12 protein-coding genes are annotated in these 11,941 nt (G+C 65.5%); 4 read left to right on the top strand and 8 right to left on the bottom strand.

The genetic code is table 11. The annotated features are described in order from the left end of the window. Positions 1–83 precede the first annotated feature (83 nt). The 6 genes from C448_RS16920 to alaS form a co-directional block, all read right to left on the bottom strand. Positions 84–218 carry a hypothetical protein gene (locus tag C448_RS16920; RefSeq protein ID WP_004053881.1) on the bottom strand — a complete coding sequence of 45 codons (135 nt, stop codon included), beginning with the start codon at positions 216–218 and terminating at the stop codon, positions 84–86. A 55-nt stretch (positions 219–273) separates the two neighbouring features. Further along, entirely contained in the window at positions 274–543 is a 270-nt protein-coding gene (locus C448_RS08455; protein WP_004053880.1) for a hypothetical protein, read from the bottom strand. Continuing rightward, complete coding sequence (gene fdhF, locus C448_RS08450) at positions 543–2,888, bottom strand: formate dehydrogenase subunit alpha (protein WP_004053878.1); 2,346 nt, start codon at positions 2,886–2,888, stop codon at positions 543–545. The genes C448_RS08455 and fdhF overlap by 1 nt, the downstream gene beginning before the upstream one ends. Then, positions 2,881–3,834 carry a 2Fe-2S iron-sulfur cluster-binding protein gene (locus C448_RS17075; protein WP_004053876.1) on the bottom strand — a complete coding sequence of 318 codons (954 nt, stop codon included), beginning with the start codon at positions 3,832–3,834 and terminating at the stop codon, positions 2,881–2,883. The genes fdhF and C448_RS17075 overlap by 8 nt, the downstream gene beginning before the upstream one ends. Before the next feature lies 1 nt (position 3,835). Next, a complete protein-coding gene (locus C448_RS08440; RefSeq protein WP_004053874.1) occupies positions 3,836–5,350 on the bottom strand; it encodes an NADH-ubiquinone oxidoreductase-F iron-sulfur binding region domain-containing protein in 1,515 nt (504 codons plus the stop codon). A gap of 65 nt (positions 5,351–5,415) precedes the next feature. After that, positions 5,416–8,196, bottom strand: a complete 2,781-nt coding sequence (gene alaS / locus C448_RS08435) for an alanine--tRNA ligase (protein WP_004053872.1) — start codon at positions 8,194–8,196, stop codon at positions 5,416–5,418. Positions 8,197–8,343: 147 nt separating this feature from the next. On the opposite strand from alaS, the gene C448_RS08430 reads away from it, so the two are divergent. After that, the gene (locus C448_RS08430) at positions 8,344–8,847 is read left to right on the top strand and encodes a TspO/MBR family protein (RefSeq protein WP_004053870.1); all 504 of its coding nucleotides are present in this window, start codon (positions 8,344–8,346) and stop codon (positions 8,845–8,847) included. 3 nt (positions 8,848–8,850) lie between these two features. Here the strand turns inward: C448_RS08430 and C448_RS08425 are convergent, their stop codons facing one another. After that, positions 8,851–9,831 (bottom strand): replication factor C small subunit, encoded by a 981-nt coding sequence (locus C448_RS08425; RefSeq protein ID WP_004053869.1) that lies wholly within the window; start codon positions 9,829–9,831, stop codon positions 8,851–8,853. A 99-nt stretch (positions 9,832–9,930) separates the two neighbouring features. On the opposite strand from C448_RS08425, the gene samp2 reads away from it, so the two are divergent. Together samp2 and C448_RS08415 are read left to right on the top strand one after the other, a co-directional pair. Beyond that, complete coding sequence (gene samp2, locus C448_RS08420) at positions 9,931–10,122, top strand: ubiquitin-like small modifier protein SAMP2 (protein WP_004053866.1); 192 nt, start codon at positions 9,931–9,933, stop codon at positions 10,120–10,122. A gap of 4 nt (positions 10,123–10,126) precedes the next feature. Beyond that, positions 10,127–10,495: a GNAT family N-acetyltransferase gene (locus tag C448_RS08415; protein WP_004053865.1), complete on the top strand. Its 369-nt coding sequence runs from the start codon at positions 10,127–10,129 to the stop codon at positions 10,493–10,495. 196 nt (positions 10,496–10,691) lie between these two features. Here C448_RS08415 and C448_RS08410 read toward each other — a convergent pair whose 3' ends face one another. Beyond that, positions 10,692–11,081 carry an ArsR/SmtB family transcription factor gene (locus C448_RS08410; RefSeq protein WP_004053863.1) on the bottom strand — a complete coding sequence of 130 codons (390 nt, stop codon included), beginning with the start codon at positions 11,079–11,081 and terminating at the stop codon, positions 10,692–10,694. Positions 11,082–11,532: 451 nt separating this feature from the next. Between C448_RS08410 and arsD the strand changes: the two genes are divergently transcribed. Continuing rightward, on the top strand, positions 11,533–11,862 hold the full coding sequence (gene arsD, locus C448_RS08405) for an arsenite efflux transporter metallochaperone ArsD (RefSeq protein ID WP_049916203.1): 330 nt from the start codon (positions 11,533–11,535) through the stop codon (positions 11,860–11,862). The last annotated feature ends 79 nt before the right edge of the window (positions 11,863–11,941 follow it).

Here is an 11,941-nt window from a genome sequence, read left to right as displayed (position 1 = left end):
TAGGGAATCATCACCGTTTCACGCTCCTCTTGCTCGTGTTCTGTTCGGTTGTCCCCGGCTTCGACGCTTTTCGAAATCCGTCGTCAGTGTTTGACCGCCAGTTCACCGCCACACTCCGGGCAGTTCTCGGTTTCCTCGACGCTCTCGTAGCCACAGTCGAGACAGATGAACAGTTCGTCGCTCTCGTCTGGCGTCGGTTGGTCCTCGTGGCGTGTCATGCGTTCTCTCGGGGCGGAAAACGGATAAGAGCGCTGGCCAGGGTAAGATCGACCCTTACTCCGGCGGGATGTTGCCGGTGAGCACGTTCCGGATCGCGTGCAGGCCGGTCGCCGCGAGCACCACGAACAGGTTGAACAGCGCGTGCGGTACGACCGTCTTCGTCCGGCTCAATCGACTGCCACAGGCCGGACACGTCGTTTTGCCGGTGTCGAAGCGCTCCCCACAGACCGTACACTCCCGAACGTCGTGTTCGCGGTCGCTCTCGACGCCGACTTCGCCGTCGCCGAGCCCCGCCGCCTGCTTGATGCGTCGTGTGAGCGTCATCAGTCGTCGGACTCCGCGAGCGTTCGGTCGCCGCTCTCACGGGTCGTGCGCGCCGGATCGCTCTCCTCACCCGGTCGGAGTCGGACGCTCGTGACCTTGTACTCGGGCGTTCGCGCCGCCGCGTCGAGGTTCTCCTCGTCGGTGAGCGTGTTCACGGCCGATTCGGCGAAATGCATCGGGACGAACACGGTGTCCTGTCCGGGCCGTTCAGTGACTTGCGCTTTGACGCGAATCGTCCCGTGGCGTGATTCGACACGGACGTAGTCGCCGCTTTCGATGCCGGCGTTGGCGGCCGTCTCCGGGTTGATCTCGACGAAGTCCTCGCCGACGTAGGACATGATCCCCTCCTCGCGGTGGGTCATCGTGCCCGTGTGGTACTGGTAGAGCACGCGTCCGGTCGTCATCGTCAGCGGGAACTCGTCGTCCGAGATGTCGGCCGGCTCGTTCGGTCCCGTCGGAATGAGCGACGCTTTGCCGTCCGCGGTGTTGAACTCCTCCTCGTAGAGGCGCGTGGTGCCTGGATGGTTGTCGTTCCAGCAAGGCCACTGGAGTTCGTCGCCGTTTTCGAGCCGCTCGTGGCTGATTCCCCCATAGATCGGCGTCAGCTCGGCGATCTCGTCCATGATCTCGGAGGGCGACGCGAAGTCCCAGTCGTGGCCGAACCGCCTGGCGAGCGCCTGAAGGATCGCCCAATCCCCACGGCTGTTGCCCTTCGGTTCGATCGCTCGCTTCACCAGCTGGACGTGTCGACTCGAACTCGTGAACGTCCCGTTCGATTCGACGGCGGTCGTCGCCGGCAGGACGACGTCTGCGTGTTCGGCGGTCTCGGTGAGGAAGATGTCCTGCACCACGAGGAAGTCGAGATCGTCGAGGACCTCCTGGGCGTGATCGACGCCGGGCTCCGAGAGCGAGGCGTTCTCGCCCATGATGTACATCCCGCGGAGATCGCCCCGGTCGGCCGCGAGGAACTGTTCGGTCGTCCGCAACCCCTCCTCGCTCGGGATCTCGGTGTCGTACGCTTCCTCGAACTTCTCGCGGATCTCGTCGTCGGTGACGGGCTGGTATCCAGGGAAGTTGTTCGGCAGCGGGCCCATGTCCCCGCCGCCGCCCTGGACGTTGTTCTGCCCGCGGAACGGCGACAGTCCCGCGCCGGGCTTGCCGATGTTGCCGGTGACGAGTGCGAGGTTCGACATCGAGATGACGTTCTCCGTCCCGTTGGTGTGCTCGGTCAGCCCGAGCGTCCAGCAGAAACAACACGAGTCGGCGTCGGCGATGGTCTCCGCTGCCGACGCCAGCTCCTCCGGTGGCACTCCCGATACCCGCTCGACGTACTCGGGTGTGAACTGATCGAGATGCTCCTTCAGCTCGTCGAAGCCGTCGGTGCGCTCGTCGATGAACGCCTCGTCATGGAGATCGTTTGCGATGATGTACCGAGTGAGCCCGTTGATCCAGGCCGTATCGTAGCCCGGTTCGGTTCGGGTGTACTGGTCGGCGTACTCGGCGATCTGGACCTTCCGGGGATCGAACACCACCATATCGGCCCCGTCGGCGACGTTCTGTTTGATCCGTGTCGCCAGCACGGGGTGGGCTTCGGTCGTGTTCGATCCCGAGAGCAGGTAGCAGTCCGTGTTTTCGAGGTCCTCCACCCCCACCGAGGCCGCGCCGTAGCCGACGGTCTGTTTGAGCGCCGCGACCGTCGGCGCGTGACAGAGCCGATTGCAGTTGTCGACATTATTGGTGCCGATGACCTCGCGGGCGAACCGCTGCATCGCGTAGTTGTCCTCGTTCGTGGCCTTCGACGAGGAGATCAGCCCGAGCGCGTCCGGGCTATCTTCCTCGATGATCCCGCCGAGCCCGTCGACCACTCGCGAGAGCGCCTCGTCCCACGACGCCTCCCGAAACTCGCCGTCCTCCTTGACGAGCGGTTCGGTGAGGCGGTCGTCGCTGTTCACGTAGTTGTAACTAAATTTTCCCTTTACGCAGGTCGAGATGCCGTTGATCGGCGCTTTCTCGGGATCGGTGGGTCGCGCGCCGAGTACCTCCCCGTCCTTCGTGTGGAGATCGAACCGACAGCCCACGGCGCAGTAGCCACAGGTCGTGTCGGTCACGTCGACATCTTGAAGCCGGTAGTCAGACAGCGCGTCGGCCACGTCGAACAACCGTCCTTCGGTCATCGTGTTCAGCGCGACCGATTCGGTCGCGTGCTCGAACGCCTTGAACGGGGCCGTCTTCGTCACGTCCTTCTCGCTCGCCGCGCTGGCCTGGTCGCGTGCGCGCTGCATGAAGCCCGCGACGCCCTTCTTCTCGTTTTCGCCGTCGTTCCCGCCACTTTCGTGTTCATTCATCGTCGGCCTCCCCGTCGAGCGCGTCGTCCTCGTAGGTCTGATTCCCCTTCATCGGCGTCGCCGGGTTCGGCTGGCCGTCGTAATCCTCGCCGATGGTCTCGCCGATGGAGTTCTCCTGGGTGAATCCAGGGACCGGGATCGTCGCCGCGTCGGTGTAGTCCTGCTCGACGAGCGAGCCGGTCGGACAGACCGTCGCACAGTGGCCACAGGAGACACACGTCGAGTCCATCATCTCGTCGGCACCGTTCTGGAAGCCGATGCGCGTGTCCGGGCCGCTCCCCTCGATGCGCAGCACGCCCTCGACCTGCACGTCGTTGCAGGCCTCGACGCAGCGGTTACAGAGGATGCACTTGTTCCGGTCGATCTGGATGAACGGCGAGGACTCGTCGATCGGCTCGTACTCGTCGCGGTCGTCGAACACGCCGTATCGCGGCACTTCGACGTCGGCCTCGATCGCGGCGTCCTGAAGCTCACACCGTCCGTTCTTCCCGCAGGTCGTACACCGGAGGTTGTGGTCCGACAGTACGAGATCGAGATTCACCGATCGTGCCTCCTCGGCTTCTGTACTATCGGTCCGAACCGCCATGCCGTCCTCGGCGGGATGGCTACAGGAGGGAACCAGCCCGTGTTCGTCGGTCTCGACCATGCAGGTCCGACACTCGCTGCGTGGACCGATCCTGTCCGTGTCCTCGCGGTCGTAGTAGCATAGCGCCGACAGCTCCTCGTCGGCCCCTACCTCTCCGAGCGCGTCGATGATCGTCGCCTCCTCGCCGACGCTCACCTCTTCACCGTCGACGGTGAGGCTGCTCGTCTCGCGCGCGCCCACGTCGGGGTCGGTCGCGGTGCCCGTGTTGAAGTGTTCGGTCAGCGGCGGGTGCGGCCGCGGATCGTCGATCGACGGCACGCTCGGGAGCGATTCGGCTCGCCCTGTGTGGTCGGTGCTCATATCAGTTGGTCTCCATGCAGACGCCGCTCGGACAGCGTCCCTCGGCGTGGGCGGCGATCTCACGCTCGAACGTATCGATCGCCGTCGTCACCGGCCGCGGGGCGGCCTGTCCGAACTCGCAGGTGCTCGATTCCGCGACGACACGACTCAGCTCGCGCAGTTCGTTCGGTTGGAACTGGCCATCATAGACGTCGCGCAGCAGTTCGACGAGCTGTTTCGATCCCTCGCGACAGGGGACGCAGCGCCCGCAGTTTGCCTCGCGGGCGAACTTCGCACGTGCGCCGGCGAACTCCAGTGCACACGTCGCGCCGTCGAACAGCTCGACCCCACCCTCCGTACCGAGGCGCGCGCCGGTCAATGCAGGTGCGCTCGCGGGTACGTCGAGCGATCGCGTGATCCCGCCGAACCGACCGCCGACACAGGCCATCTTGTACTCCTCACCGTCGGCGACCGCCTCCGTCAACGCGGTGTCGGTGGCCAGCTCGACGGTCGCCGGCCCGGCCACGCCGTCGCCCGTCACGGTCAGGAGTCGAGTACCGGGGTCGGCGGCGCTCGTCTCGAACTCGTCCGGAGCGGCCACAAACGCCCTTATTTGTGCGAGCGTTCGCGGCGTGTGGACGACCGTCGGCCGGCCGTAGAGTCCGACTTCGCTCGGCCCCGGTGGGCGGAGGCGGGCTTCGAGACGGTCGGCCCCCTCCATCGCTTCGAGCGCCATCGTCATCTCGCCGGCGATATACCGATCCGGTCCGGCGACGACGTCGATCTCCGTCCCGCCCGCGTCGACGCTCTCGACGGCCTCACGGACCCGCCGTGCCGCGAGCTCGTCGTCCTCGTTCAGATAGACGACGACGTCGGTCGCCTCGACGGCCGCCGCGACCGCCAGCGCGCCGTCGAGAACCTCCGCGGGGCGACTTTCGAGCAGCAGTCGATCGCCGTCCACGGCGGGATCGCTCTCGTTGCCGTTGACGACGACCACCGCCTCGCCGTCGCTCTCGCGGGCGGTTTCCCAGCCCTCCGCGATCGATTCGTCGGTGTGGCCGTCGCCGCGCCCGCGTCCGAGCAGGCCCGCGCCGGCCACGCCCTCGCGGAGATCGTCAGGGTCGTCGCGCGCGCGTTCGGCGAGCGATTCGTCGAGCGCCGCCGGCGCGGCCCAGCCACAGCGCGCGAGCACGCGCCGCTGGCCAGCTGCCAGCGGTCCCGTCTCGGGCATCGGCACTCCCTCGTCGCTCTCGACGACCGCGTGTGCGTCGTCGGTCGGTAGCTCCCCGTCGTCGAGCGTTTCGACCAGTTCACGCGCACGGTCCGGTGAGACGTCCGCGTGGACGGCGGTTCGACCGTCGGCGGTGGCCAGCATTACCGGGGCGAGAGCCGCCGCGCCGGTCGGGCCGGTCTCGACGACGCGAACGTCGGCCGCCGCCTCGCGCGCCGCTTCGAGCACGGCGCTCGCGCGGTCGTACTCGGCAGAGCCGACGGCGACACGGATCGCCGGCGTCGTTGCTGCTTCGGTACCTACCATCGGACGAACTTTCACCGTGAGAACCAAAAGGGTTGTTCACAGCTACCGTACACGAGCCGCCTCGATCAGGCGTTCAGGACCTGCCGCAGCACGTCGGGCGCTTCGTCGAGTGCTCCGTCGAGCGCTTCGGTCTGTGGACCGCCGCCCTGCGCGAAATCCGCCGGTCCGCCGCCACCGCCGCCGACGCGGCCGGCGAGTTCGCCGACGACCTCGCCGGCGTCGATCGCCACCCCGTCGGGCACGGCGACGACGAACTGCGCGCCGTCGGTTCCGCTGGCGACGACCGCGACCTGTCCTCCTTCCGCGAGCGCGTTCGCCGTCGCGCGGAGCTCCTCGATGTCGCTGTCGATGCGCTGGATCACCGCACTCGTCTCGCCGACGGTGACCTCCTCGCCCTCGACGCCGCCGCTGGCCCGTGCCTCGGCGAGTTCGGATTCGAGCTCCTCGATGCGCTTGCCGCGCTCCTTCCACTCGGTGAAAAAGCGTGCGGCGGTCTCGGGCACCCCCGAGGGCGTGACGTCGAGCGTTGCGGCCGCCTCGGCGAGCGCGTCCGCGGTGTCCTGTGTTGCCTCGATGGCCGCCGGACCGGCCGCGAACGAGAGCCGCTCGACGCCGTCCTGGACGCGCTCGGTGTTGAGAACCTTGATCGCGCCGATGTCGCCGGTGCGCGAGACGTGCGTGCCGCCGCAGGCCTGGACGTCGTCGGCGACGTGGATCAGTCGGATGCGCTCGCCCGGCGGGATCCCGCCCTGATAGAGATCGAACCCGTACTCTTCCTCCGCGTCGTGGCGATCCGGCCACTCCGACCCCACCGAGACGTTGTCGGTGACGATCCCGTTGGCGACGCGCTCGATCTCGCGGACCTGCTCGCGGTCGATGCGGTCGTAGTGGCGCACGTCGATCCGCGAGCGATCCGTTCCCTTCTGCGCGCCGGCCTGTCTGATATGCTCGCCGAGCACCTGCCTCGCGGCGTGGATCACGATGTGGGTCGCGGTGTGGTTGCGCATCAGCTGGCGTCGTCGGCCGGCGTCGATCTGCCCACGGACGAACTCCCCCGTTCCGGGATCTCCGTCGGTGTGATGGACGACGACGTCGCCCTCGCGATGGACGTCCTCGACGTCGACGGTCGTGTCGTCGGTGCTCAGAGTGCCCGTGTCGGCCGGCTGGCCGCCGCCCTCGGGATAGAAGAGCGTCCGGTCGAGTACCACGTCGTAGCCCTCCTCGCGCTCGAACGTGTCGAGCACCATCGCCTCGAACGCCATGCGTGTCTGATCGTCGTAGTAGAGCAGCTCGGTCTCGGGCAGATCGGCGACGCGCTCGTCGGTCTGCTCCCCCGTGTTCTCGGCCATGTCCTCCTCCCCGTGACGGGCGGCCACGAGGCTGTAGAAGTCGTCGGGCACCGAGACGTCAGTCCCCTTCTCGCGGGCGATGTCGGCGACCATGTCGGGCTGGATCCCGTGGGAATCGTACAGCTCGATCAATTCTTCGGTCGGGATGGCCTCGTCGCGCTCGGCGTACTCCTCGGCGAGCTGGCGCACCCGCCGTCCGCCGCGTTCGAGCGTCTCGCGGTATTTTTCGAGTTCCGTCCGCACCATGTCGCGGATCGTGTCGCGGTTCTCGTAGTCGAGGCGCTCGGCCTGCATGTCGACCAGTTCGTCGAGCGGCGCGTCCACGCCAACCGTATCACAGAGCCGTTTCGTCCGCCGAAGCACCATTCTGGCGAGATAGCCCGTTCCGACGTTGGAGGGGACGATCTCGTCGCCGAGCATGTAGGCGAGCGTCCGGCAGTGATCGGCGATGGCATAGATCGCCTCCAGGGGTTCGAGCAGCTCGCGGAGTTCGGTGACGTCGACGTCGAGCTGCTCGGCGATCGTTCCGCGGGCGCGTTCCGCGTCCTCGGCCTCGTCGATGTCCATGTGGCCCGCGAGCGTCGCCGCGCGCGTGACGAGTTCCTCCTCCTCGTCGGTGTGGTCGATGCCGGCGTTCTCCTTCAAAAAGGAGATCATCTCGGGGTAGATCGCCTCGTAGACGGTGGGCGTCCCCTGCGAGACCCACGTCCAGCGTTCGAGCCCGTAGCCCGTATCGACGATGTACGTATCCATCTTCGAGTACGTGTTGCCGTCCTTCAGCTCGTACTCGCCGTCGGGGTCCTGTTCCATCGACATGAAGACGAGCGTCGCGAGCTCGACGCCGCGGTAGATGACCTCGATCGCCGGACCGGCGTTGCCGCCGCCGACCCAGGGGTCCTCGATGTAGGTGATCTCTTCGGGGTTCGCGCCCATCGCCTCGAAGAACTCGTCGCAGTATTCCACGGTTTGGTCCTTCCAGTAAACCTCACCCTCGTAGGCGTACTGGTCGGGATCGTCGAGCTCCTCGCGCGCGTTGAAGGCGTGATGGGCCATCATCTCGAAGGCCATCGTGTGTCGGCCCGTCTTGCCCACGTTGTCGATGTCCTGCATTCGGATGCAGGGCTGGGAGATCGTCAGCGGGTTCGCCGGCGGCGGCGTCGCGCCGCTCGTCACCAGCGGCTGGAAGTCGTACACGGAGGCTTGCGTCAACAGGACGTCGTCGCGCCAGCGGTTCGCCGCGACGGGATAGGGCTCGATGCGCTCGTGATCGTGCTCTTCGAAGAAGGAGAGAAACGCCTCGCGCATCTCCTCCAGACTTCGCTCCTCGTCGAGGCTCGGATTGCCGATGAACTCGTACTCCGCACAGGGTGGTTCGCCGCAGTTCTCGCGGTCCGCATCGCGCGTCCAGAAGAAATCACCGCAGTCGGGGCACTCCTTCCGGACGAACCCCTCCTCCTCGAAATACTGCAGTCGGTACTCCGCTTCGAGCGTACTCATGATATCCGCTCAAACCGCCGTTCGCCTAAAACAGTTGCGTCCCGTTCGGAACGGTCGATTCACGGTTCCGTCGGGCGGTTTCAGCGCTCCGATCCGGGCCGTTTCGATCGGCGATAACGCTAAATCGATGGCTCGTTGATGACAGGTATGTCGACAGTCGACTGGCGATCGCTCCCCGACCGACGGCCACTCGTCACGCTCTCGTCGGTCGTCGTGGCCTGCGTCCTCCTCGGCGCGGCCGGCGGGTTGATCACGGCCCCGCAGATCGAGACGTGGTACACGACGCTCGACAAGCCGGGATTCACCCCGCCGAACTGGCTCTTCGGCCCGGTCTGGACGGTGCTCTATGCGTTCCAGGGACTGGCCGCGTGGCTCGTCTGGCGTGCCGGCCTCGACGATCGCCAAGTGCGGGTCGCGCTCGCGCTGTTCACCGCTCAGTTCGTGCTCAACGTCGCGTGGTCGCCGGCGTTCTTCGGGCTCGAATCACCGATTCTGGGACTCGTCGTCATCGTCCCACTCTGGGTCATCATCGTCGCCACGATCGGTGCCGCGGCGCGCGTCGAACGCCGAGCGGCCGCGCTGCTGGTGCCGTATCTCGCCTGGGTCTCCTTTGCGACGGCGCTCAACTACGCCATCTGGACGCTGAACTGACGCTCACTCGCCCGCGTCACCGAGCGCGAGCGACGCGAGCAGCGCCTCCAGCTGGAGCCGTTCGTTCGCCCCCTGCGTGATGCGGTAGTCCGTTTCTCCCACTCGCTCGAGCAGTCGCACGGTCGCCTGATCATCGAGCTCGAACGACCACGCCGAGCGGTGGAGCTGGTCGATGACGTCGCCGCCGCCGAGCCCCCAGTCGGTGAGCAGGTCGTCGAGTTTCGCACGCGCCGCGGTGAAATCGCCCCCGATCGCGTGCTGGACCATCGTCTCGATCTCCTCGGGCCGTGCGGCGGCCGTGATAGCGTAGACCGCCTCTTCGTCGACCGTTTCTCCTGTGGTGGCGGCGGCCTGCAGCCCGTTGATCGCCTTGCGCATGTCGCCGTCGGCGGCGTAGACGAGGGCATCCACCCCGTCGTCGGTGATCTCGATACCCTCCTCGCCGGCGATCTGCTCGACGTACTCCGCGACCGCCGTCTCGGGCAGCGGGCCGAACCGGAAGACCGCACAGCGCGACTGGATCGGGTCGATGATCTGATTCGAGTAGTTACACGAGAGGATGAACCGGGTGTTGTTCGCGAACTGCTCCATCGTCCGGCGGAGCGCGGACTGGGCGTCGCTCGTCAGCGCGTCGGCCTCGTCGAGGAAGATGACCCGGTAGTCGTAGCCGCCGAAGCTCGTGCGTGCGAAGTTCTTGATGCGATCGCGGACGACGTCGATCCCGCGCTCGTCGCTCGCATTGAGTTCCAGGAAGTTGTCGCGCCAGTCGTCGCCGTAGATCTCGCGCGCGATGGCCATCGCCGAGGTCGTCTTCCCGACGCCGGCGGGCCCCGAAAAGAGCAGGTGTGGCAGGTCGTCCTGGGCGACGTAGCTCCGCAACCGCTCGGTGATGTCGTCCTGGCCGGCGACCTCGGCGAGCGCCGACGGGCGATATTTCTCGATCCAGATCTCGCCCCGGCCCCCCGATCCGCTGGTCTCGCTCATGGCGATGCGAGGGGTGGGCGGCTCTTAAGGCACCCGAGACCGTGACGAGCGCTCGAACCCGTCCGACAGCATCAAACCCGACCGCCGGCTCGTGTCGGTATGGTCACGGTCGATATCGTCGGCGGCGACACCCACGAACTCGCCGTCGAAGGGACCTACGGCGACCTGCTCGATGCGGTGGAACTGAGTCGCCACGAGGCGACGGTGCTCCGGGACGGCCGACCGGTCCCGGCCGACGCTGCGATCGACGCCGAGTCCGTGCGCGTGCTCAGACTGATCAGGGGCGGCTGAGCCGATGGAGATCCGTCCCGCCGATCCATCCGAACTCCCGCCGGTGATGAACGTCCTGGATGGGGCGTCGCTCGCGGTCGACGCCGACACCGTCCGCGAGCGCAGCCGGGCGGACGCGGTGTGGATCGCCGTCGCGGACGATCGATGTCTCGGTGCGTGCGTGCTTGACGGCCAGGAGATCGACGCCATTGCCGTCCGTCGGCGGCGACGCGGCCAGGGTATCGGGACACGACTGGTCGAACATGCCGCCGCAGCGACCGCTGGCGATCTCCGAGCCGAGTTCCACCGCCGCGTTCGTCCGTTCTACGGTTCACTCAAATTCACCATCGAACCGACCGACGAACCGGACCGGTTCCGTGGACGGTACGAGTAACGCGTTGACTGCTGACGATCCGCCGGCAGCGCCTGCTGCGCAATTCGATATACTGTATATCGCGATAGCGAACCACTTCTGAACGATCGGACGTCGATAGCCGGTGTTCACCGATGCCGAACCGTTCGTCGATCGGCTACTGAGACCGTGTGAAGCGAAATCTATCCCGCTCAGTGTGATCTCGTGTAGCGACCAGTCATCCGCGAGAGCCATCGAGTGCAACGAGAAGTGCGTTCGCGCGTGGGGTTATCCGATATTTGCGCCATTTGCCGTCCTTGCGGCGGCTCACGAGCCCGGCATCGGTAAGCTGAGAGAGCGCATGACTGATTGCGCTGTCACTGACGTCGAGAAGCGGTGAGAACTCACAGACACAGAGCTCTTCCTCGGCGACGTGAAGTGTCCGAACGATCCTGTAGCGCGTTTCGTTGGCAAGTGCCGACACCACGCTGACGTCTTCGTCGAGAGCAGGCCCGCCTGTGGCCGCATCTATATCTTCGAGCTCGGCCAGCCGTTTGGCTACCGCTTCATCATCACACCCGCCACGTTCGTCGGAGAGATATCGTTGTAGCCGTTCGGTCGATGACATGGTAATACTTGAACGCTTGGTGAATTAAGCGTTGCGTAGCTATCCACGCGATATCTCTACTGCGTCACACCAACGATTCGGGAATTTTTCATATGAATCCGGTCCGTGAACGCCGGGACGACTGTCCGACGGTGGCGCTCGATCCAACGAATCCGTTCGGTCGCAGTCGTTCTCCTCGAATATGGTCGTTGAGTGGATCCGAAACGACGAGGGGGGGGGGGGATATGCTCGTTTTCGCCAATACACCGGCTTGGCGTCCTCGAACGATCGCGTTCACCGATGGCGAGTCATCGGCGACTGATGAACTCTCTACTGACTCCTACAACCGCCGGCCAAAGGGTTTATACACATATGAGAAGTTGTTCAACTGAAGCAATGGAAAGAATCGAGATAGCTCCGAAACGAACCCGGCGTATCGCTTGTTCGATTGAACGACGACCACTACTCCGAAATGACTGAACTCACGCTGTACGAGGAAGCGATGTGTTGCTCCACTGGTGTCTGTGGACCGGACCCGGACGACGAACTCGTCGAGGTCAGCGCTGCCCTCGATCAACTCGAAGACGAGTTCGACGTCGACGTAACCCGCGCGAACATGCAACACAACATCGACCAGTTCCTCGAAACCCAGCGTATCTACGACTTGGTTCAGGAGAACGGCCCGTCGATCCTGCCGATCGTCGTCGTTGACGGCGACATCGTCATGAAGTCGGAGTATCCTTCCTACGACGAACTCGCAGCCGAACTGGATACTGCACGGAACGCCCCACAGGAAGCCTAAGCAATGAGCAAAACGACGCCAGCCGGAGAAATCGTCGAACCGAACAGTGAGGACACCGAGTTCGTTTTCTTCAGCGGCA

This window comes from Halococcus morrhuae DSM 1307 (assembly GCF_000336695.1).
Classification (GTDB): domain Archaea; phylum Halobacteriota; class Halobacteria; order Halobacteriales; family Halococcaceae; genus Halococcus; species Halococcus morrhuae.
Note: the sequence above shows the minus strand (reverse complement) of the source record. Positions and strands in the feature narration are given on the sequence as shown.

Excerpts from the sequence above, each read along its gene's own strand:
- C448_RS16920 (WP_004053881.1), bottom strand. The coding sequence starts at position 218 with ATGACACGCCACGAGGACCAACCGACGCCAGACGAGAGCGACGAACTG.
- C448_RS08455 (WP_004053880.1), bottom strand. The coding sequence starts at position 543 with ATGACGCTCACACGACGCATCAAGCAGGCGGCGGGGCTCGGCGACGGC.
- fdhF (WP_004053878.1), bottom strand. The coding sequence starts at position 2,888 with ATGAATGAACACGAAAGTGGCGGGAACGACGGCGAAAACGAGAAGAAG.
- C448_RS17075 (WP_004053876.1), bottom strand. The coding sequence starts at position 3,834 with ATGAGCACCGACCACACAGGGCGAGCCGAATCGCTCCCGAGCGTGCCG.
- C448_RS08440 (WP_004053874.1), bottom strand. The coding sequence starts at position 5,350 with ATGGTAGGTACCGAAGCAGCAACGACGCCGGCGATCCGTGTCGCCGTC.
- alaS (WP_004053872.1), bottom strand. The coding sequence starts at position 8,196 with ATGAGTACGCTCGAAGCGGAGTACCGACTGCAGTATTTCGAGGAGGAG.
- C448_RS08430 (WP_004053870.1), top strand. The coding sequence starts at position 8,344 with ATGTCGACAGTCGACTGGCGATCGCTCCCCGACCGACGGCCACTCGTC.
- C448_RS08425 (WP_004053869.1), bottom strand. The coding sequence starts at position 9,831 with ATGAGCGAGACCAGCGGATCGGGGGGCCGGGGCGAGATCTGGATCGAG.
- samp2 (WP_004053866.1), top strand. The coding sequence starts at position 9,931 with ATGGTCACGGTCGATATCGTCGGCGGCGACACCCACGAACTCGCCGTC.
- C448_RS08415 (WP_004053865.1), top strand. The coding sequence starts at position 10,127 with ATGGAGATCCGTCCCGCCGATCCATCCGAACTCCCGCCGGTGATGAAC.
- C448_RS08410 (WP_004053863.1), bottom strand. The coding sequence starts at position 11,081 with ATGTCATCGACCGAACGGCTACAACGATATCTCTCCGACGAACGTGGC.
- arsD (WP_049916203.1), top strand. The coding sequence starts at position 11,533 with ATGACTGAACTCACGCTGTACGAGGAAGCGATGTGTTGCTCCACTGGT.